Origin of the sequence: Ureibacillus chungkukjangi (assembly GCF_044795995.1) — a bacterium.
GTDB classification, from domain to species: Bacteria; Bacillota; Bacilli; order Bacillales_A; family Planococcaceae; genus Ureibacillus; species Ureibacillus chungkukjangi.
On sequence record NZ_CP085009.1, the window covers coordinates 1,546,038 to 1,568,306 of the forward strand.

Genomic DNA, 22,269 nt, shown 5'->3' on the forward strand with positions numbered 1-22,269 from the left:
CAAATTTTGTAGCTATTAGCTGTAGTTTCGGGTATCTCTAAAGTATGTGAATAAAACTTTAGGGATACCTTTTTGTATAGAGTAGGGTATATTTTCAATGAGATACTTACATGTTAAAGACTGGGAAGCTTTTTATTTAACTGAAACTTTTTTACTTAAAATACGACAAATCTAATAAGAACGGGGGTGGCTTGGATTGAATGAATCCATTTTCCATCGTTTATATGATTCATACCATCAGGATGTCTTCCAATTTTTAATTTATATGGTTAAAAATCGAACGGTTGCTGAAGATTTATCGCATGAGGTTTATGTGAGAGTTTTAAAATCCTATGAGCGATTTCAGGGAAGAAGCTCAGAGAAGACATGGCTATTTGCCATTGCCAAAAATGTAGCAATCGATTATTTCAGAAAAAATGCGGTACGTTCCTCACATGCATTTGACGCTTTTAACTGGGAGACTGATCAGCTTGTCTCACCAACAAAATCACCAGAAGTTTTAACTGAGCTCAATGATGACATGCGTGATTTATTAGATGCTTTAGAGAAATGTACAGGTGATCAAAAAATGGTCATTATTATGCGCTATTTTCAAGAATTATCGATTGCCGAAACAGCTCAAGTTCTAAGCTGGACAGAGGGTAAGGTTAAAACTACTCAGCATCGAGCTATCCATAGGCTACGTGAAATATTAACAAATACGACAGAACAAAAGGAGGCAAATCAATGAGTCATGATAAGTGGGAAGACAAGAATATAGAAGACATGCTAAGTAAAGTACCAAAGATTCATGATCAGCGGTCAAAAGAAGACGTGTTAAATCGTCTAAAAGAAGACGGTCAACTTGATGATGAGCCTTTAAGTACAAACACTCAAAAAGACACGAGTAAAAAGGTCAAATGGATGCCTATAGCTGTTTCAATTGCTGCTGTTCTATTACTGGCTATTATCATTCCTTCGTTTTTGAATGAAAATTCTTCTTTCGATTCAGCTGAAGAAAGTGCACAAGTAGAGAATAGTGAATCGATGGATATGGAGCGAGAGATGAAAAGCTCAGAATCGACTGCTGAAGATTCTAGTGCAGGCATGACTATATTTACTTCAGAAAATGGGGACAATCGTACAGCTGTATACCCTGAAGAGCTTGATGGGCATACGGTATTTAAATTAGGGTTATCAAGTGACGCTGCAGATAGTTTGCCAATAACTGTACTAATTCCAAATGACAGAATACAAAAGGATTTTGGTGATGTAACGCCAACAGGGGTCGAGATTTACAACCATTATGCACCACTATTTAACGAAAGTGCGATCGGTTTTACTGATTATCATCCATATGTTGGAACAATTTCTGAATTAGGAGATCAAGTCGTTCACACATTACCAAACGATCAAATCTATGATATGGCTTCTGCCTCTCTGACAACTTATTTTTCTTCGTTGGTCGATACATTTAGTAACAGCTATGAAGAAGTAACGATGATGGATGAAGAAGGCTCGGCCTTTATATTTAGCGAAGTAGGGGAGCCAGCAGCACCAATTGCATTGAATGGTGAAACCACCCAATATAATTACTATCGATATACACAGGCTGATGGCACATCGTATTTAGCTCCTAATAATAGAGAAGCCTTTACAACAATAGAGGATGCTCTTATATCAATGAAGGAAGAAACGAATGACATTTATCAGTCTGTCATTTTACCTAATGTAGATTATGAAGTAACTGTTGAAGGGCAAACGGCAACCGTTCAATTTAAAGAAGAGGTCGATTTGGATGGTTTTGAGCAGGCTGAAGCGATGCAAATGATTGAAGGAATTTTGCTAACAGCAGCGAATTTTGATATGGCCGTACAATTTAAGAATATTGCTCAAACCCAGTGGCAAGGATTTGATTTTTCTGCACCACTTCCAAAGCCTCTAGGAGCAAATGAAATCTCGTTTTGGACTGTGTTTAAATAATAAATAACGAAAAAAGTTTAGTAATTGAGTAGGAATTAGCTAACTTTTTCATCTTTACAACATCTCAAAGTCGAGATATAATGAGACTGTAATATCAAATTAAATATTGATTCATCTTCGGGGCAGGGTGTAATTCCCGACCGGCGGTAATAGAAGCTGCGATTTCTGACCATTCACTTGGAGGATATTGCACAAAAGCTTCTTCAGCCCGCGAGCTTGATTTTGAGCAGGATTTGGTGTGATTCCAAAGCCGACAGTATAGTCTGGATGGGAGAAGGTGAAGGTACGGTCTCTTTTCGTTATTCGAAGGAAGCTGTGCGTTATAGTATTGCTAATGCGAAAAAATGCATTACTTTACTGCTATTTGAGTATCTAATTTTTTGAACTTGGATACTTGATTTAACGTACAAATTTTCTTATTTTCAATGTGCCTATTTTCTCCCTTATGCATTTTTTGCGTAAGGGATTTTATTTGTTCATTGGAAAGAATAATGGAATACAAAATGGCTGTCCTTTCTTCTAGCTTAGTTGAATCAGCAAAGAGGAGAGATTGATTATGTTTAATCAAAAGCTTAAATTACGTTCTTTCGTAACAATCGCAATGTTAAGTAGCATCTCGTTCATTTTAATGCTACTGAATTTTCCATTACCGTGGTTCCCAACATTCCTGCAAATCGACTTCAGTGATGTACCTGCATTAATTGCTGCCATTACAATGGGTCCATTAGCTGGCATCCTGGTAGAACTATTTAAAAACATTCTAGACTGGATTTTCTCGGGCACGCCAACAGGAGTTCCGGTAGGGCATATGGCAAATTTTGCAACAGGACTTTTATTTATTCTACCAGTCTATTACATTTATAAAAAGTTCCCAACAATCAAAGGCTTAAGCTTTGGTTTAGTGGCCGGTACAATCATTATGTCAGTAGGCATGAGCCTATTGAACTATATTGCCTTCTTACCAATGTATTCTTACTTCCTTGGATGGGGCACATTCGACATGAAAGAAACAATTGTGTTAGGTATCCTTCCGTTCAATATCGTAAAAGGTATTATGCTCATGGTCATCGTTATCCTACTATTCCGTACAATGAAAGTATGGATCGAAAACCAAAGAGCACAATATTTCCTTATAAAATAAAAGTAGTACGAAAGCTGTTCGTTAAGTCAATTAACATTGACTTGATGGGCGGCTTTTTTGTTATGGTGAAGAAGGTTGATTGGGGATTGAAGTGTGTAGAGATGGATTCTCGGTAAGAGAGGGGGGATCAGTGCCACGAAAAGCAAATTCGGAGGAATATCGGTAAAAGAGGAGAGGTGTCAGTGCCCCGAAAAGAATGATTGGAGGGTTATCGGTAAAAGAGGAGTGATGTCAGTGCCCTGAAAAGGGTGATCGGAGGGTTATCGGTAAAAGAGGAGAGGTGTCAGTGCCCTGAAAAGAATGATCGGAGGAATATCGGTAAAAGAGGAGAGCTGTCAGTGCTCTGAAAAGGGTGATCGGAGGAATGTCGGTAAAAGAGGAGAGCTGTTAGTGCCCCAAAAAGCAAGGTGGAAGTTTGGCGGTCGTTTGTTGGATGCTGGTACTTGATTATGGTGTTCGTTGAGGAGGTGGTAAACTTCTTCAAGCTTAAACTTGCTTTAGAAGGTAACAAAAGAGATAGTATTGCGACGTGCAAGCGGGAACAGGCTTCGGATGGTAGTGAGATTGGGGGTATTGCGACAATCCAAGAGGAAGCAAGCCTCGAAAGGTAGAAAAGCCCGAGTTATTGAGACGATTCAAGAGTGACCGAGCTTCGAAAAGGAGCAAAGCCCGAGTTATTGAGACGAATAAAGAGAGACCGAGCTTTGGAAGGTAGAAAAGCGAGAGTTATTGCGACGTCGCAAGAGTGACCGAGCTTCGGAAGGTGGTAAAGCCCGAGTTATTGCGACAATTCAAGAAAGACCGAGCTTCGGAAGGTGGTAAAGCCCGAGTTATTGCGACGATTCAAGAGTGACCAAGCTTCGAAAGGTAGAAAAGCGAGAGTTATTGCGACAATTCAAGCTGGCCCAAGCTTCGAAAGGTAGCAATGCAAGCAATCCCCCGAAAGAACAAAAGATGCCACATAACCCATCTAAAACATTAAAATTCTAGAAAAAACGCTCCCATGTCATGCCTTTTCCAATATAAATATCAATATCTCACACAAAATGAAAGCTCCTTGTGAACTGCGATTAGGCAAAAAGACTATCCAGTGTATCTTCCTATAACTAGCTCAAAATTCAACAAATCCTTACAGCCAGTAAGCTTTTCCTATTATCTAAAAATTAGATTAATAAAATCTAATTTTTGTATGTTATTTTTTCTAACATCGTATTGCTATTATAATTAACATAGTTTAGAATAAACGTATGAAAGGGAGGAGATGTCGATGAGTCGAGAGTTTCGAAGAGCTATGCCGTTACTCCCTATTAGCATGGTAATGCAATTAACGGAGTTGACTGCGAGACAAATTCGATATTACGAGGAACATAAACTAATTGAACCTGCTAGATCAGAGGGCAATCGTAGAATGTTCTCACTTGACGATGTAGATGCATTGTTAGAAATTCGCGAACTTCTTGACCAGGGTATCAACATGGCAGGAATTAAAAAAGTGTTCGATATGAGAAAAAATAACAACAATGTGAAATCTTCTAACAAAATGGCAATTTCAGATTCAGAGCTTCGCGCGATATTACGTGAAGAAATGCAGCAAGCCCAGATTATGCAAAAAGCATCATTAAGGCAAGGAGATTTATCTCGCTTCTTCCAAGCGAAGGGTGAGTAAATTATATTTTAAATTTTTTAATAATTTTAAATATTAGGAGAGTGGATTAATTGGTTAAGTACACAAAAGAAGACATTAGACAAATCGTGAAAGATGAAGGCGTAAAATATATTCGTCTACAATTTACTGACATTCTAGGTACTATTAAAAACGTAGAAATTCCATTAAGCCAATTAGATAAAGCCCTTGATGATAAAATGATGTTTGATGGATCGTCAATCGAAGGTTTCGTGCGTATTGAAGAATCAGATATGTATTTAAAACCAGATTTAGATACATTCGTAATTTTCCCTTGGACTGCTGAAAAAGGCAAAGTAGCTCGACTTATCTGTGACATCACAAACCCAGATGGAACACCGTTCGCTGGTGATCCACGTGCAAACTTAAAACGTGTATTAGCTAACATGGAAGAGTTAGGCTTCACAAGCTTTAACTTAGGGCCTGAGCCAGAATTCTTCTTATTCAAATTAGATGAAAAAGGTGAACCAACATTAGAATTAAATGATGATGGTGGTTACTTTGACTTAGCACCAACTGACCTTGGCGAAAACTGCCGTCGTGATATCGTGTTAGAGCTTGAGGAAATGGGCTTTGAAATCGAAGCTTCTCACCATGAGGTTGCTCCTGGTCAACATGAAATCGACTTCAAATATGCAAACGCTGTTGAAGCATGCGACAACATCCAAACGTTCAAGCTAGTTGTTAAAACAATTGCTCGTAAACATGGTTTACATGCAACATTCATGCCAAAACCATTATTCGGTGTTAACGGTTCAGGTATGCACTCTAACTTATCATTATTCAGTGGCGATAAAAATGCATTCTGGGATCCAGAAGCTGACTTAGAGCTTTCTGAAACAGCTCGTCAATTCATGGCTGGTATTATGAAGCATGCGAAAGCGTTCACTGCTGTAACAAACCCAGTTGTAAACTCTTATAAACGTTTAGTACCGGGATATGAAGCGCCATGTTACATCGCTTGGTCAGCTCGTAACCGTTCACCATTAATTCGTATTCCAGCATCTCGTGGTCTTTCAACACGTGTTGAAGTTCGTTCTGTAGATCCAGCGGCTAACCCATACTTAGCAATGGCTGCTCTATTAGAAGCTGGTTTAGATGGTATCCGTAACAGTTTAACTCCTCCAGCTCCAGTGGATCGCAACATTTATGTGATGAACGCTGCAGAGCTTGAAGAAAACGGAATTAGCAGCTTACCAGGTTCATTACTTGAAGCTTTAGCAGAGTTAGAGAAAGATGAAGTAATTAAAGGTGCTCTTGGAGAACACATCTACGCTAACTATAAAGAAGCAAAAGAAATTGAATACGATATGTTCAGAACAGCTGTTCACCCATGGGAACGTGATCAATATTTAAAAATGTACTAATCTTTAAGGGTTAATGAAGCCGTCTCATTATTGAGGCGGTTTTTATTATGGTTCAAGATACTTTTATAGTGCAAGCTTATTGAATTTCCCACCAAAGAAAGGCGGTTGGAATTATCTAATTAGTGCAAGATAAATTAGATAATCGCTCATTTTACTAGGTTTCGTTCATATACTTGTAGAAGAATGAGTTTGAAAGTTAGGTGGATGGTATGCCAAGAAAAATAGTAAATATTTGTTTTGCGTTAATTGTTTTAGTTGCGCTAATTTATACGATTTCGGCCCATTTTTTTTCAAATAATAAAAGACAACTGGATGTAGTGTTTGATGAAGATTTATCAACTTCTCTTGAACAAGCAGTAAGTCAGCAGCCTTTAATTGATGAAGATGAGCAGATTTTAGAGTACCGGTCAATTGATGAGTCGGAGTTCCACGAGCAGGTTGATGGCCATGATTACGAGCATGAACAAGAAACGGAGGTAGTAGCACTCAATGAGAAAGCGCCAAATTTTGAATTAAAAACACTAAACGGCGAAAAGGTTATGCTGTCTGATTTAAAAGGGAAAAAGGTTTTTATTAATTTTTGGACAACCTGGTGTCCTCCCTGTGTGAAGGAAATGCCGACAATTCAAAAATTCTATGAAGAGCATGCCCATAATGAGAATATAGAAATTCTCGCGGTTAATGTTACTGATCAGGAATTGAAGGTAGAGCATGTAAAACAGTTTGCACATGAATACAGCATCAGTTTCCCTATTTTGCTAGACGAAAAGGGAGATGTGTCAATCAACTACGAGGTTCTATCCATTCCAACCAGTGTGATTATTAACGAAGAGGGAATGATTATCGAGCAAATATTGGGACCTGTAACCGAGGAAATGCTAGTCTCGAAATTGCTAAGCTCATAATAGCTTGGGGAAGAGGACTCGAATAATTGATTTTGAGGTCATGTGATCCGAAAAGTGTTTATGTGATTACAAATCCTTTTATGTGATCATAAAAGCATCTATGTAATCACAAGCCAATCCAGTGATCATCAACGCATCTATGTGACCACAAATCCACCAGAGCGATCATACCAACACAACCAACCCCAGCCCCACCCATGCCAATCAAAAAAGGACTAGCAATCTGCATTGTGCAAAATTGCTAGTCCACATTTTTTTATCCGATAATGTTGTAGCCAGAGTCTACGAAGATTGTTTCGCCTGTTACGCCGCGTGATAGGGCGCTTAACATGACTAGGGTCATATCGGCTACTTCTTCTTGGTTTGTGTTGCGTTTTAATGGTGATTCTTCTTCAATTTTGTGAAGGATTGTGTTGAAGCTTGGGACACCTTTTGCAGCTAATGTGCGGATGGCACCTGCTGAGATGGCGTTAACGCGAATTCCTTCTGCACCAAGGTCTGCTGCCAGGTAACGCATTGCGGCTTCGAGTGCTGCTTTTGCAACGCCCATGACATTGTATCCGTCAAGAACACGTTGTCCGCCTAAGTAACTCATTGTTACGATTGAGCTACCTTCTGTCATGAATGGACGGGCAGCATTTGCTACTGCGACTAAAGAATAGGCGCTTGTGTCCTGTGCAAATGCATAGCCTTCACGAGTTGTTTCTACAAAGCGATTTTTTAAGTCTTCTGCATGGGCAAAAGCAACAGAGTGAACGATTCCGTGAACTGTGCCAAATTGTTCGCCGATTTGTGCAAATGCTTTTGTGATGCTTTCATCACTATTAACATCACATTCGATAACTGCAGTATTATAGTCTGTATAGTTTTCTAGTACTTTTTCAATTTTCCCTTTAGAACGTTCTTTTCGATAAGTGAAAATCACATTTGCCCCAACTTCTAGAAGTCTTTTAGCAATTCCCCATGCAATGCTACGCTCATTGGCAACGCCCATTACAACGATATTTTTGTCCTTCAATTGTAATAAATCCATCCGATGATCCCCTTTGCTAAATAAATTTACATCAGTTATTAGTACCAACTACTAATTTAAATATTAACATTTCATTCCAAGAAAATCAATAAGAGAATAGTAACTTGCAATGCAAAGTAGTTGACTGCTATTATGCATTACAATATACTGAAGGTAGCTAGTTGATATTACAAGATAGCTCCACAATTACATATTGAGCTTAATAGACAATTTAAAAATAGTGAGGTGAGCAGTTTGTCTATTCGAAGCCAGCTATTAAAGGGAATTTTAGATGGATGTGTGTTGGCTATTATTGAAAAAGAAGAAATCTATGGATATGAATTATCCCAGAAATTACAGCAATATGGCTTGAAAGATATAAGTGAGGGAACGATTTACCCGGTTTTATTACGTTTACAAAAGAGCGAATGGATTATTGGGACAATGCGACCATCTGATAGTGGACCCAATAGAAAGTATTACTCTCTGACAAAGGAGGGGAAGGAAAACTTGGATTTAATCCGGAATGAATGGGATTTACTGAGCTCCCCAATTACAAAAATATTAAGAGGTGATGAGGATGCAATTAACGGTCAAAGAACTGATTGAACATAATAATGAAAAACGTAAAAATTTAACCTCAGAAAATAGTGAGTATTACCAGAATCTGCTTGTGTATATTCGGACAAATGCATTAAAAAGTGAACGGGCAACAGAAGAAGTTTTACTAGAAATGTTGGATCATTTACTTGAGGCACAAAGAGAAGGGAAGAGTGCTGAGGATGTTTTCGGTAAAACGCCAAAAGAACTAGCAGAAGAAATTATCGAAACATTGCCAAAGGAGTCATTAAAATCAAACCTAGATTTCATACTCGAAATAGGGTTTATGCTATTCGGCTGGTACTTAGTAATTACAGGAATCCCTCCTTTAATTAGCCAAGAAGAGCAAACGGTTTACTTAGGTACGCTTCTACTTTCAGGTTTTTTATTAATCGGTAGTATTACTACTTTAATGTTCTTTGTATTTGGATTTCTTAAAAGCACTGCCTTCAAGGATAAAAGCAAGAAAAACGAGATTAACTGGCTCCTTGTAATACTATTCGTTTTATTTTTCATCGGGGGGATTGGCGCAAATGTGATGTTAGAGCCGTTTGGACCAAGCTTTACAGTTTCCTATATATTACCATTCGGTTTAGGCTGTTTCTTTTTACTTGCCGCGTATTTATTTAAGAAATCAAGAGAATCGAAGTAAAACTCTGCTGAAGGTTTCGAGGATTCTTTAACACTATTAATTACTTTCAAAAAAAAGAGGTTGGGCAAGTGCCAACCTCTTTTAATTATTCATATTTTAAAGCGTCGCCTTCGAATGATTCATCTGCTACTTTAATAGAATCAGTTGGGCAGCCTTCAAATGCATCCTGCATGTCTTCTAGTAAATCTTCTGGTACTTCGGCTGTACCCATGTTATCATCAATAATAACGAAGGCAATACCTTCATCATCATAATCATAAATATCTGGGGCTGCAGCACCACAAGCGCCACAAGCAATACATGTATCTTTATCTACAATTGTAAATTTTGGCATGTTTTTCTCTCCTTTTTCACGTGCGCTTCCAATTAAAGCTTCTTTTCTATTCTAAATCTGTTTAAATTACTTTTCAACCTAATAGTTCGAAATGGAGGGTTGATTTTGTTATTCCAACAAATTCTTTTACAAATATTCCACAAATTTAATCAAGAACGCACCATCTCAGCACCGTTTCATCTTCTCAGAGGGAAACGATCAGGTCAAACTGTGCAGGATGTTGGGATTTACCAATTACATAGCTATTTTGGGATTTTGCCAAAATTATCAAGAAAAAAGTATGATGAGGAATTGTCAGCTTTTGTAAATGAGCAATTCATCCTTGTTAAAGAGGACGGGTTTTACGAGTTAACTGAAAAAGCCTATGAGCATTTAAAAAAACCGCAAAAGCTTGTATTTGATGGCTGGCATTACCGAGGAAATGAACATGTCTTTTTTGCTCGATTATCACTCGTTGTTCAGTCATTATCTCATCATTTAGCAGGTGAAATGTCCTTTATTCCGTATCAAAAGGATGAGCAGATTCAGCAATGGGTGAGAATGTTTTTAAAAACAAATCATTATCAGGATGGGCAATTACAGCAAAAATTATTAAAGGAAATTCTTAATAGTCTAGAGCACATAGCTTTAGAAGATCGTGCAAAGAATATACTTATTTACCGACTGTCAGGCTATAATGCTGCAGGCTTCACATGGCAACAAATTAGCTTTGAAGTAAATCTGAAGGAAATGGATTTGCAATTAATTTATATCGCTTCATTACATAGTTGGTTAAATGAGATTTTTCTACGAGATGAGGAATTTCCGTTATTGCTTCAAATGGTGGAAAATATTCGAGTTAAAAATCCTTTAACTGGATCGGCATTTCAAACTGCAGAACTCTTTTATAACGGCCATTCAATGGAGCAGATTAGCAGGAAGCGTGGCTTGAAAATGAGTACGATTGAAGATCATATGGTGGAATTGGCTATGAACGACCCACGGTTTGACGTTGAACAATTCGTTTCAAATGAGGATGTACAAGCTGTTTTAGCAGCAGTTGAGGATTATAATACTCGAAAGCTAAAGATATTACATGAGGTCGTTCCACAGCTTTCCTATTTTCAACTGAGACTTGTACTAGCAAGAGGTGAACGTGTTGAAGCTTGAGGATATCTTAAATAAATATTTCGGTTATTCGACTTTTCGTCCAGGGCAAAGGGAAGTAATTGAAAAGGTGCTTGATGGACAAGATGTCATTGCCTTACTTCCAACTGGTATGGGGAAATCTCTTTGTTATCAGCTCCCAGGATATATCTTTGATAAGCCGGTGCTCATTGTTTCGCCGCTTCTATCGTTGATGCAGGACCAAGTAGATCAAATGAAGCAATTTAAAGAGAAGCGTGTTGTTGCACTTAATTCTTTTTTAAATCCAATGCAAAAAAGAGCGACCATTCAAAACTTACATAACTATCGCTTTATATTTATTTCTCCTGAAATGCTTCTACAGGAGCAGGTTCAGCAAAAGTTGAATTCAATGGAGCTTTCTTTAATTGTAGTCGATGAAGCCCATTGTATTTCCCAATGGGGCTTTGATTTTAGACCCGATTATTTGCGTATTGGCCAGGTACTTGGAAAACCAAATCGACCACCAATCATGGCATTATCTGCAACGGCGACACAAAAGGTACTTGGGGATATCGAAGTCTATTTGAATATGAACAGCCCATATAAATTTATTCACTCTGTTGATCGACCGAATATTCACTTGGGTAAAATGCTGTTTCAAGGAAGAGAAGACAAAATTGAGTGGATACTTGATCACGTAACAAAAACAGCAGGACCTGGCATTATTTACACACAGTCTCGATCAAAAACAGAAAGCCTCAGCCAACGATTACTTCAGTCTGGCGTTACAACTGCAGCATACCATGGTGGAATGGATCCGTTAGATAGACAATTTATTCAGCAGCAGTTTATAGATGGATCTCTTGATTGGATTGTAGCGACGAATGCTTTTGGGATGGGTGTTCATAAGCAAAATGTACGGCAGGTAATCCATGAATCACTTCCTTCTAATATGGCCAATTACATGCAGGAAATTGGTCGTGCAGGAAGAGATGGCAAGGATTCCCTTGCGATTTTGCTGTATGCAGAGGGTGACGAGGAACTTGCGAAATTTGTTGGTATTGATGATTACCCAGTGGATGCACATGTTGATAGCTATATAAGCTACAGGGGCAGAAACGAGCTACCTACCTCGATGATTCATAATGGTGAAATTTCGGAAACGGCTTTTCGTGTATTGGATTATTGGATGAATCAGCTTCAGCCAGCTGAGGTAAAGCAGCGATTATCCTCCATGAAATATGAGAAGATGAGAGCTGTTGAAGAAGTGATGGATTTAATCGAAACAAATACGTGCATGAGAGAACAACTGGTCCATTATTTTGGTCAAACCTTAGAAAATAGACCAGAAGATTGTTGCCAGTGCTGTGGTCTACAGTATGAAAATATCATACGAGTGCGTGAAATAATAGATGCACCTTCTATAGAACTAAACTGGAAAAGAAGAATTGAGCAGCTGCTGATAGGATCCTCATAACTTTTAAAAATAATTCTATAGCGATTGTCCTAGTTTTCCATATTCTGCAGGATTTATTAAATTATCGACATAAATCTCTTAAAATTTCCAACACTATCATTTACTTTTTAGAGAAATTTCGTCATAATTAGAGAAAGATAGTGTTGGAGGTGGTACTCATGAGTAATGAAGATTACAGAGAGAAAATTGAAGAGCATCGTCAATCAATTGAATTAGAAGAACAGCAAAGCTCTAGAATGTCACGCTCACGTCAAGTAGGTAAAAAGAAAAAGAAAAACAGAAAAAATCCGTTATTAAATATTCTATTATTTGTACTACTAGGTATTCCTTTTTCGTTATTAATCTACGTATCTTTCTTCTATCATCCTGAGGTTATTGAAACAGCAGAGATGGCAGAGAATGGTTCTTTAGTAGAGGTACAAACGAATAATACGGTCTCTTCTAGCGGTAAACAAAAGGTAGAACCTAAAATAGAAGAAATTGATAGTGAACCTACAGAAGTCAACAAAGTAAGCACAGATAGTCAAGACGAAGAAGCAAAGCAAGCTGAAATTGAAGCTGCAAAAAAAGCAGAGCAAGCAAGACTTGAAGAAGAAAAGCTTGCAAAGCAGCAAGAACAGCAAAAGCAGCAAGAACAAGTAGCTAGTAGTAAAACGCACACAGTGCAAGCGAACGAGAACTTATTCCGAATCGCATTAAAGTATTATGATGATGCAAGTGGTGTTGATAAAATTATAGAAGCAAATAATTTATCTTCAAACAGCATTTCTGTTGGACAAACCCTGATCATTCCGTAGCATGAGCAAAAAATAAATTCTAGAGTAGACTATTGGAAGGTGTAAACCGTTCCTATAGTCTTTTTTTTCTTATTGAAATGCAGGGTGAAGATCCCTGTAAGACGTTTTATGTAAGGAATATGGTAAAATATTGTGTAGAAATATTCCGTGTTTTATTAATGCAGTCCTAGAGATAAAAATACTAGGATTCATTTAAGTATTAAGTAATTCCTTGAGAAAGGGTGAGTTAACATGTTTGAGCTGTTCGTCGTGGTAATTATTCTTGTCCTTATATTTTTCCTTTTTATGCTCAAGCAGGCTTCGGAAAATAATGTCCTTTACCATGATGTCCCCTTGGATGGGGAAAGGGAGCAAGCGACTTTATTTTTCATTTCAGACGTCCATTTAAGAAAAATAAATGAAGGTATGATTGAAAATATAAATGCCAAAATGGATGCAGTCATTATTGGTGGTGATTTTTGTGATAAGAGGACTCCAATTGAGCGGATTTATGACAATGTTCAGGTACTGCAAAAATTAGGACCTGTTTATTTTGTCTGGGGAAATAATGATCGCGAGGTTGGTGAGACTAGATTACGTGAAATTTTTAAAGAAACCAACGTAACTATCATAGAGAATGATGCTGTTTTACTTCCTACGTTAAGCAATCGTTGCTGGCTAAGTGCTATTGATGATACTTCCTCAAGTAATGTCCATTATGAATGGGCATTTGAAAGCTGTCGAAAGGGTGATAATGTTGTTTTTATCTCCCATAATCCAGAGGTTTTTCCAACGGTTCGTAGCAAATACCATACTGATCTAATGATGGGCGGTCATTTACATGGTGGTCAAATTCGTTTTGGGCCGTATGGGATACATCCTCTTGGGTCATTTTCGATGCGAGAAGCAGTCGCTACACTCATCAGTAATGGCTATGGAACTACCATGCTTCCTCTAAGGCTTGGAGCAAAGCCGCAATGTCATGTTGTCAATCTACATTTTAAAAGAAATGCGAAATCAAATAAAAAATAGCAGTATACTAAGAATAGGTTTTTAAACTGCTCATAAAATTTGGGAGCAGTTAAGAAAATGAAGCACTTTTTGTTGTAAATGAAAAGTGGAATTTTCTAAAGGAGATGTAAAGAATGCAAAATGTTGATGCGATTATAGTAGGGGGAGGTCCCTGTGGATTATCAGCTGCGATTGAACTAGCAAATATCGGTTTGAAGCCAATTGTTATTGAGAAGGGGAATATAGTTAATGCGATTTATAACTATCCAACACATCAAACCTTCTTTAGTTCAAGTGAAAATTTAGCCATTGGAGATGTTCCATTTCTAATAGAAGAACGTAAACCACGTAGAAATCAAGCGCTTGTGTATTATCGTGAAGTTGTCAAAATGAAGAATGTTCAAGTGAACCGATTTGAGAAGGTAAACTCTGTAGTCAAAGAGTCAAATGGAAATTTTACAGTTACAACGGATAAAGAGGTATATGAAACCCATTATGTGGTATTGGCAACTGGTTATTACGATCAACCAAACTATATGGATATTCCTGGTGAGGATTTACCAAAGGTCCATCATTATTTTAAAGAAGCACATCCCTTCTTTGATACGGATGTATTAGTTATCGGTGGTAAAAACTCAAGCGTGGACGCGGCTTTGGAATTACATAAAGCAAAGGCTCGTATTACTGTGGCCTACCGTGGTAGTGACTATTCTCCATCGGTTAAACCATGGATTTTACCTGAATTTGCTGCTCTTGTACGAAATGAAGAGATTACAATGCATTTTAATACAATTGTAAAAGAAATTCGTGAAAATGAAGTAGTTTTATCGGTGGATGGGGAAGAAAAGGTCATACCAAATGATTTTGTTTTTGCGATGACAGGCTATCATCCTGACCATCAGTTTGTGCGAGCGATGGGTGTAACCATTGATGACGAAACAGGAAGACCGCAGTATAATCCAGAAACAATGGAAACGAATATAGAAAATCTCTTTATAGCTGGTGTTTTAGCAGCAGGTAATAATGCCAATGAGATTTTTATTGAAAATGGCAGATTCCATGGCGGATTTATAGCAAATCATATTAGTTCAAAAAAATAAGAAATTTCATCTTAAGCAGTTCAGAAAAATAGAATCTGAACTGCTTTTTTCATTAAAAAAGTGCAGCTAAAGAAATCAGAAAATTTAAAATAATTACAAAAGCATTTTTATATTTCTGAAAATTTTATATAATGAATAAAGTTGCATCTTTGGTTTTTCCTGGTAGTAAAAATCTAGTGGATGTAACAAGAGATAACTATAATAGGGGGTTATATTATGAAGAAAATTACTCTACTTTCATCTTTAGCTTTAGCAGCATTTTTAGCGGGCTGTAGCTCAGATGATGCAGGTAATTCAACAGAAAAATCAGGGGAAGGCTTAGACACAAACATCGTAACGATTGGTACTGGGGGGGCAAGTGGTCCTTATAACATTTTAGGTACAACACTTGCAGATACATATACATCTGAATTCGATGTTAACTCTAGAACGCAAACTACTGGAGCATCAGTTGAAAATATTAACTTATTATCCCAAGGGAAAATAGAAATGGCTTTCGTAATGAGTGATGCATTATCTCAAGCATTAGCAGGAGAGGTTTCGTTCACTGAGCCTGTAGACAACATTTCACAAGTTGCAACGCTATATCCAAACGTTGTTCAAATTATTACTAAAGAAGGCTCAGGCATTAAAACGATTGAAGATTTAAAAGGAAAACGTGTAGCAGTAGGGGACCAAAACTCTGGAGTTGAGGTAAATGCGCGCCAGCTTTTAGAAGGTCATGGAATTACTTATGATGACATTCAAGTGGACTACCTTGGATACGCTGAAGCAGCAAGTGGCCTATCAGCAGGTACAATTGATGCAGCATTCTTAACAAGCGGACTTCCAAATGCCTCGGTATTGGAATTATCTGAAACACTTGGAATTGAACTAGTTTCAGTAGAAGCAAGTAATGTTGAGGAAATTGCAAAAGAATTCCCATACTTCATCTCTTATGAAATTCCAGCAAATACGTATGGAAACGCAGAGCCGATTATGACTGCAGCAGTTCCAAATGCTTTAGTTGTAAGAACGGATATGAGTGAAGAGGATGTCTACAATCTAACAAAAACAATTTTTGATAACTTAGACAAACTAGAAAATTCCCATCAGGCAGCCAAAGAAATTACGTTAGAAGGGGCGCAGGAAAGTGTAATTGCACCACTTCACCCAGGAGCTAAGAAATACTTCGATGAGCAAAAGTAAGAAAAAATGGTGGTTTTGGAGTATAGGGTTACTTATACTCCTCAACTTCTTTTTTATAAGGGTTCCTGTTTTTGCATTTGAATTTGAAGATAAGACCTACTATCTAAAAAGTAATCACTTTGATTTATCTTGGATCCATTCTGTCGAGAAGGAGGAATGGATAGAAACCTATCAACAAAACGGTGAGCAAATGCTCCTAACTGAAACTCATTTTAAAACATTTGGTGCAGGTGTTCCAAGCCAATCAAAAGATGTCTCCATTGAGGATGGTTTTGTGAAAATGCAAATTAACCAGCTCTTTAAAGAATTAAATTTAACTGTTTCATCGAATGTGAAAACTACAATTATTGTAGATGAGCAAGAAATACCGTTGTATAAGTATACGGACGATTACTCTATGGTACATATATTTATAGAAAAACTGCCTATCTGGAAATTAGCTAAAGGAGGCTTCTAATCTTGCAAATTAAAGAAAAAGATACACCTATTATCGAAGAAGCAAATGCAGTGAATGTACAAGAAGTCTTAGAAAAATATGATAGTGATTCCCAAGTGAGAAAACCAAAGAACAAGTCACTTGTGTGGATTATTTCGATTCTAGCAATTTTATTTTCAGCTTTTCATTTGTATACAACATTCCATCCACTACCTACATTGCAGCAGCGTGCAGTTCACTTATTATTTGGGATGGCATTAGTTTATTTAATCTATCCCACATTTAAAAAGCAGGATCGCTCGAAAATTCCATTTTATGATTGGATTTTGTTTGCGTTAAGTATCGTTTCCTGTGGTTATCTGTTTGTTGAATATAATGACATTATGACAACACGTGGTGGTATTGCCAATACAACCGATATCGTAATGGCTATTCTAACGGTACTTTTAGTATTAGAAACTGCACGTCGGGTTACAGGAATTATATTACCGATTTTAGCTCTAATTTTTTTATCTTATCCATTCTTCAGTCATGCTGAGTGGCTACCAAGAATGCTGATGACGCGTCAATTTGACCTTGGAGACATCTTCGGTCAATTATTCTTAAAAACAGAAGGATTATTCTCTACTGCAATAGGGGCTTCTGTTCAATTTATATTCTTATTTATTTTATTTGGTGCCTTTCTATCGAAATCTGGAATGGGGCAATTTTTCAATGATTTAGCTTTAGCATTGGCAGGACATAAACAAGGTGGTCCTGCAAAAGTAGCTGTTATTTCAAGTGCATTTATGGGAAGTATTAATGGTTCAGCTGTTGCTAACGTTGTTGGTACAGGGGCTTTCACAATTCCTCTTATGAAAAAAATTGGCTATGAGAAGAACTTTGCCGGTGCTGTAGAAGCAAGTGCTTCAATTGGTGGACAAATTTTACCGCCAGTTATGGGTGCGAGTGCCTTCATAATGGCAGAAACGACGGGGATTTCTTATGGAACGATTGCTCTTGCGGCGATTTTACCTGCGCTATTATATTTCATGGGTGTTATTATGCAGGTCCATTTCCGTGCTGGCCGAAGTAATTTAAGTGGAATTCCAAAGCCAGATCTTCCACGTGTCAAGGAAGTAATGAAAGAGGGCGGGCATTTAATCTTACCGCTGATTGGTCTAGTAGTGCTACTTGGCTCAGGAGTACCAGTTGCTTATTCTGCGTTTTATACAATTATATTAACAGTTATAGTTGCAGCTTTAAGAAAATCAACTCGTATGTCTCTAAAAGATATTATATTTGCTTTAGAGGATGGAGCGAGACAATCTTTATCCACAATTATTGCCTGTGGTGTAGTAGGAATTGTAATTGGTGTTGTTAACCTAACAAGCTTTGGTTCAACTTTAACCTCTGCCATTATGGAAATTGGAGCAGGAAGTCTTTTCTTAACATTGTTCTTAACGATGATTGCATCTATCATTTTAGGAATGGGTCTTCCATCGATTCCGGCTTATATTATTACTGCTACGATGGCAGCACCAGCTTTAGCTGAATTTGGTATTCCAATTTTAATTGCTCATATGTTTGTATTCTACTTTGGTATTTTTGCGAACATTACACCGCCAGTAGCACTTGCATCCTTCGCTGGAGCAGGTCTTTCTGGTGGAAGTCCGATGAAAACTGGCTTTATATCACTTAGATTAGCTCTTGCTGGGTTTATCGTACCGTATCTGTTTGTTTATGAACCAGCATTATTATTAATCGATCCAACAGGTCTACCTTTAAATGCAGTTGATATACCAATGGCAGCACCACTTGATATTGCTGTAGTTGCGTTTACATCCATTGTTGGTGTTATCGGAATTGGTGCAGCAATTGAAGGATATTTTTCAACTCATATGAATATGATTACTCGGATTGTGTTGGCAATTGGCTCATTAATGATGCTAATACCAGAGCCAATTACAGATATTGCAGGGACAGTTCTTGTTTTAGCTATCTTTGCTCTGAACTATTTTCAAAATAAAAAAAGAGTAGCTTTATAGTTTCTTAAGCTGTAAGTAAAGTCGATTCGTTTCGATTTTATTTACGGTTTTTTGTTTGGAAAGAAACATGGCTGATAGAGGATAGAGATTTTTCTGTAAAGTTGAATATTTTCCTCGATAATTAAATGTAGCTTCAGTAGACAGATTGTTTTGGAAATTTTAAAGAGCTTGCTGGGGGAGCATGGAGATTGGATAAGAGATTTAATCGTAGAGGCAACCTATTCGAAGGTTGTCTCGTCATTTTCAAGGAAGATATTTTGTAAAATGTAATTATTTCTCTAAAACAACTGGTTTTTTCTCGTAAATTATCATATTATGTCGTTAAGGTTAATATATATATTTCATAAGGTTTGTATAGATTAGGGGGATTCTATGGTACATTCAGAGACATTTAATCAATATGAAGACAAAATAATATCAACGACCTCCGCAACCTTTGGATTATTGAGAAAAGAGCTAATAAGTAATTTAGGGATGAAGAGAGCCAAAGCGTTTCTATTAAGATATGGCTGGAATCTAGGTGTTGCTAATGCTAAAGAAGTTTTACGCAATCCAGCAGGACTAGAGGAAATGCTAAGTAAGGGCGGTCTACTACACCTACAAACAGGACAAATTTCTAAGATGGTTTCCGAAAGAACCCTAGAGACAGATGAAAACGGAGAAGTTGTTTATATTTTTGCAACTGGAAAATGGATTGACTCCTTTGAAGTAAAAGAGCATCTCAAAAACCATGGGCTCTCTAATTATCCGGTTTGCCATACGCTAGCAGGACTTGGTAGCGGCTTTACCTCAATGATTACAAAGAGAAAAGTTTTTCTAAAAGAAGTTAAATGTCGTGCGATGGGGCATGATGAGTGCTGCTACGAAATGAGATTAGAGGAAGAGTGGCACGATGATCCCGAGATGCTTGAAGAAATACAGTTATATAAGGAAAGCAGCTTCATCGATGAATTGAATTATACCTATGAACAATTACTTGACCAAAAGAATTATATAGAAAAGGTTTCTACCTTCCATGATACTTTGACAACAAAATTATCAGAGGGTCATTCTATTGAAGAGGTTATCAATACAGTATCACAAACACTGGATATTCCGGTTACAATTGAGGATTTGAATTTTCAGGCAAGGCTTTATGTAGGGATTGAGCAGGAAACCTATGACACTTTAAACGCAGATTTTTTAAGCTATATTTCGAGGACAAGAAGTGGGAAAATCCAATCCGCAGCCTACGATAAAACCTTTATCATCCGCGGGAAATTGCATAATCGTTTAGTTACACCAATTGTTGTGCAAAATCAAACGATTGGCTATATGACCTTTATTTATACCGATAAATCTATCAAGCTTGAAAAGGACCTAATGTTTTTACAACGAGCTGCCAGTTCAGCTGCAATTTATTTTTTAACTGAAAAGGCAAGCATTAAAGGTGTAGAAAATATCAAGGGCTACTTTTTAGAACAATTACTGCTAAAGCAATATTCTTCAAAGTCGAATATTATTTATCGTGGATATTATATGGGGATAGATTTAAAAGAACAATACTATATTGCTTCTTTACAATTTTCTTCTGACCATCGTGATACAAGTAATATCGAATTTCATGACCAGGTAATTCAGTCGATTACAAGGTATCTTGATATGCAAAGCTATCAAATTTTAATAACTCAATTTGAAAGCCAAATTGTCATGCTGTTACCGAAAGTAAATGAGCTGAATTTTAAGCTAGAAAATATCCTGAGTCACTTAAATAATCAGTTTAGACTAGTCAATTTCCGTATTGGGATAAGTAATGAAAGTGATTCTATCGACAATATTACAGAGAGCTTAGAAGAATCGCAAATTGTGCTACGCATTAACAATCAGGATCAGATTGTATTCTTTGAAAATGCAAATATTATTGGGACACTTATTAATTCTAAAAATATGTCTACAATTCGTCGTAAAGCACAAAAGGAATTACAGCCAATATTACAGTTAAAAGAAGTGAAGAGAGACGAATTATTAAAAACGATGTATGTGTTTTTGATGAATGGCGGGAATTTACAGCAATCCATTAGCGATCTTTCTTTATCAATGAGTGGTTTGATGTACCGAATCTCAAAGATTGAAAAGCTATTAAATAAGGAATTGCGAAATCCTATTGCTGCTTATGAATTATTATTAATGCTAGATGCACTTAAGATTTTAGGAGATATTGATGTATCGTAGCGAAAGTGCGTTAGTTATAAGAATGTGTAAAAAATTATTGAAAATAAGGGTATTTTATCGGGTGAGCTTTTGCCAGATAAAATGCCCTTTTTTATTACTGCACTTTAGGTGAAACGCTTTCACGGTAAATTTAAAAACCAATAAAATTTATCGAAAAACGACTTCATTCTTGAAGGGTTTTTCACCTTACATTTCCTAACAAAAATCTATAAATTTGTATTAAGCGGTCACATGTGGAATTACCTTTACTTAAGGTGGGGTCAAAATCAACGAAAACGCACAAGTGCAAAGTATATTATACGAAGGATTTCAAGGTCTTTACGCTGCAGGTGAAGTAGTGGGAGGTTTATTCTACAAAAATTACCCCGGGTGAGCTGGCTTGATGGCGGGCTCGGTTTTCGGCAAAATTGCCGGAGAAAACGCAGCAAAACACGCTTTAACTCAGCCGGAGTCAACATTAAAATCATAACAGTATTTGAAGTAGCTACTCACAATGTGGGGTAGCTGCTTTTCAGCTTTATAAGGAAATTATGCTCATAATGATGATCAATAGTCCTCCTCCGATAAAATAACCGCCCCAGCCAGTTTTCTTATTTTTGATATCGTCGTAGCCCGTAATAAAGAAAAATATGCCCAGTAATAACTGCCCAACGGAACTAAATCTATAGTTCATTGTAATTATACTGTATAGCGATAGAGCTACAACTAATATTGGAAGTAATATTCTAGTTAATTTCATGCCAATCCCCCCTTATTTAAGGGTAACAAAATGATTTGTAAAATAAAACCAAAGATATGATAAATCTCTTTGCTGCAAAAGATGGAGCATTACTGAAAGTGGGAGCGAGAATCGGTGTCAGCGCCCCAAAAGAAGCGGAATCATCAAGTGCGGGAGAGACAAGCAGTGTCAGTGCCCCAAAAGCAGCGGAATCATTAAGAACGGGAAGAGAGAAGCAGTGTCAGTTCCCCAAAAGCAGCGAAATCCTCAAGAACGGGAAGAGACAATCGGTGTCAGCGCCCCAAAAGCAGCGGGATACTTAAGTGCGGGAAGCGAGAATCGGTGTCAGTGCCCCAAAAGAAGCGGAATACTTAAGTGCGGGAAGCGAGAATCGGTGTCAGCGCCCCAAAAGAAGCGGGATACTTAAGTGCGGGAAGCGAGAATCGGTGTCAGTGCCCCAAAAGAAGCGGGATACTTAAGTGCGGGAAGAGACAAGTGGTCTCAGTTCCCCAAAAGCAGCAGAATCATCCAAAACAGGAAGAGACAAGTTGTCTCAGTTCC

22 protein-coding genes and 1 riboswitch are annotated in these 22,269 nt (G+C 37.4%); of the genes, 19 read left to right on the forward strand and 3 right to left on the reverse strand.

The window, feature by feature from the left end; translation table 11 throughout:
- The first annotated feature begins 196 nt into the window (after nt 1–196).
- The 7 genes from LG296_RS07570 (at nt 197) to LG296_RS07600 (ending at nt 7,059) form a co-directional block, all read left to right on the forward strand.
- Nucleotides 197–730, forward strand: a complete 534-nt coding sequence (locus LG296_RS07570) for an RNA polymerase sigma factor SigX (protein ID WP_404427851.1) — start codon at nt 197–199, stop codon at nt 728–730.
- On the forward strand, nt 727–1,962 hold the full coding sequence (locus tag LG296_RS07575) for a hypothetical protein (RefSeq protein WP_404427852.1): 1,236 nt from the start codon (nt 727–729) through the stop codon (nt 1,960–1,962). The genes LG296_RS07570 and LG296_RS07575 overlap by 4 nt, the downstream gene beginning before the upstream one ends.
- A gap of 109 nt (nt 1,963–2,071) precedes the next feature.
- Nucleotides 2,072–2,245: riboswitch (FMN riboswitch) on the forward strand.
- Between the two features lie 273 nt (nt 2,246–2,518).
- Complete coding sequence (locus LG296_RS07580) at nt 2,519–3,103, forward strand: ECF transporter S component (protein ID WP_107935338.1); 585 nt, start codon at nt 2,519–2,521, stop codon at nt 3,101–3,103.
- Nucleotides 3,104–3,510: 407 nt separating this feature from the next.
- A complete protein-coding gene (locus LG296_RS07585) occupies nt 3,511–3,714 on the forward strand; it encodes a hypothetical protein (protein WP_404427853.1) in 204 nt (67 codons plus the stop codon).
- 656 nt (nt 3,715–4,370) lie between these two features.
- Nucleotides 4,371–4,769: a MerR family transcriptional regulator gene (locus LG296_RS07590; protein ID WP_107935339.1), complete on the forward strand. Its 399-nt coding sequence runs from the start codon at nt 4,371–4,373 to the stop codon at nt 4,767–4,769.
- 50 nt (nt 4,770–4,819) lie between these two features.
- On the forward strand, nt 4,820–6,154 hold the full coding sequence (gene glnA, locus LG296_RS07595; RefSeq protein WP_107935340.1) for a type I glutamate--ammonia ligase: 1,335 nt from the start codon (nt 4,820–4,822) through the stop codon (nt 6,152–6,154).
- 209 nt (nt 6,155–6,363) lie between these two features.
- Nucleotides 6,364–7,059 (forward strand): redoxin domain-containing protein, encoded by a 696-nt coding sequence (locus LG296_RS07600; RefSeq protein WP_404427854.1) that lies wholly within the window; start codon nt 6,364–6,366, stop codon nt 7,057–7,059.
- 256 nt (nt 7,060–7,315) lie between these two features.
- On the opposite strand, the gene LG296_RS07605 is transcribed toward LG296_RS07600, so the two are convergent.
- A complete protein-coding gene (locus LG296_RS07605) occupies nt 7,316–8,092 on the reverse strand; it encodes an enoyl-ACP reductase (RefSeq protein WP_251400501.1) in 777 nt (258 codons plus the stop codon).
- 234 nt (nt 8,093–8,326) lie between these two features.
- Here LG296_RS07605 and LG296_RS07610 point away from each other — a divergent pair, with 234 nt between their 5' ends.
- Nucleotides 8,327–8,680: a PadR family transcriptional regulator gene (locus LG296_RS07610; protein ID WP_251400499.1), complete on the forward strand. Its 354-nt coding sequence runs from the start codon at nt 8,327–8,329 to the stop codon at nt 8,678–8,680.
- Nucleotides 8,652–9,323 (forward strand): DUF1129 family protein, encoded by a 672-nt coding sequence (locus LG296_RS07615; protein WP_404427856.1) that lies wholly within the window; start codon nt 8,652–8,654, stop codon nt 9,321–9,323. The genes LG296_RS07610 and LG296_RS07615 overlap by 29 nt, the downstream gene beginning before the upstream one ends.
- An 85-nt stretch (nt 9,324–9,408) precedes the next feature.
- On the opposite strand, the gene LG296_RS07620 is transcribed toward LG296_RS07615, so the two are convergent.
- Nucleotides 9,409–9,657: a ferredoxin gene (locus LG296_RS07620; protein WP_107935345.1), complete on the reverse strand. Its 249-nt coding sequence runs from the start codon at nt 9,655–9,657 to the stop codon at nt 9,409–9,411.
- Between the two features lie 105 nt (nt 9,658–9,762).
- Here LG296_RS07620 and LG296_RS07625 point away from each other — a divergent pair, with 105 nt between their 5' ends.
- From LG296_RS07625 to LG296_RS07670, 10 genes are all read left to right on the forward strand, one after another.
- Nucleotides 9,763–10,806 (forward strand): helix-turn-helix domain-containing protein, encoded by a 1,044-nt coding sequence (locus LG296_RS07625; RefSeq protein WP_404427857.1) that lies wholly within the window; start codon nt 9,763–9,765, stop codon nt 10,804–10,806.
- A complete protein-coding gene (locus tag LG296_RS07630) occupies nt 10,793–12,241 on the forward strand; it encodes a RecQ family ATP-dependent DNA helicase (RefSeq protein WP_404427858.1) in 1,449 nt (482 codons plus the stop codon). The genes LG296_RS07625 and LG296_RS07630 overlap by 14 nt, the downstream gene beginning before the upstream one ends.
- Before the next feature lie 158 nt (nt 12,242–12,399).
- Nucleotides 12,400–13,038: a LysM peptidoglycan-binding domain-containing protein gene (locus LG296_RS07635; protein WP_404427859.1), complete on the forward strand. Its 639-nt coding sequence runs from the start codon at nt 12,400–12,402 to the stop codon at nt 13,036–13,038.
- Nucleotides 13,039–13,269: 231 nt separating this feature from the next.
- A complete protein-coding gene (locus LG296_RS07640; protein WP_404427861.1) occupies nt 13,270–14,049 on the forward strand; it encodes a metallophosphoesterase in 780 nt (259 codons plus the stop codon).
- 113 nt (nt 14,050–14,162) lie between these two features.
- Nucleotides 14,163–15,128 carry a YpdA family putative bacillithiol disulfide reductase gene (locus LG296_RS07645; RefSeq protein WP_107935349.1) on the forward strand — a complete coding sequence of 322 codons (966 nt, stop codon included), beginning with the start codon at nt 14,163–14,165 and terminating at the stop codon, nt 15,126–15,128.
- 216 nt (nt 15,129–15,344) lie between these two features.
- Nucleotides 15,345–16,316 carry a TAXI family TRAP transporter solute-binding subunit gene (locus LG296_RS07650; protein WP_107935350.1) on the forward strand — a complete coding sequence of 324 codons (972 nt, stop codon included), beginning with the start codon at nt 15,345–15,347 and terminating at the stop codon, nt 16,314–16,316.
- A complete protein-coding gene (locus LG296_RS07655; RefSeq protein WP_107935351.1) occupies nt 16,303–16,773 on the forward strand; it encodes a DUF1850 domain-containing protein in 471 nt (156 codons plus the stop codon). Before LG296_RS07650 ends, LG296_RS07655 begins: the two co-directional genes overlap by 14 nt.
- 8 nt (nt 16,774–16,781) lie before the next feature.
- Entirely contained in the window at nt 16,782–18,779 is a 1,998-nt protein-coding gene (locus tag LG296_RS07660; RefSeq protein ID WP_404427976.1) for a TRAP transporter permease, read from the forward strand.
- A gap of 372 nt (nt 18,780–19,151) precedes the next feature.
- Entirely contained in the window at nt 19,152–20,990 is a 1,839-nt protein-coding gene (locus LG296_RS07665) for a XylR N-terminal domain-containing protein (protein WP_404427862.1), read from the forward strand.
- A gap of 265 nt (nt 20,991–21,255) precedes the next feature.
- Nucleotides 21,256–21,363, forward strand: a complete 108-nt coding sequence (locus LG296_RS07670; protein WP_404427977.1) for a hypothetical protein — start codon at nt 21,256–21,258, stop codon at nt 21,361–21,363.
- A gap of 144 nt (nt 21,364–21,507) precedes the next feature.
- Here the strand turns inward: LG296_RS07670 and LG296_RS07675 are convergent, their stop codons facing one another.
- Nucleotides 21,508–21,729, reverse strand: a complete 222-nt coding sequence (locus LG296_RS07675; protein ID WP_404427864.1) for a hypothetical protein — start codon at nt 21,727–21,729, stop codon at nt 21,508–21,510.
- Nucleotides 21,730–22,269: the final 540 nt, after the last annotated feature.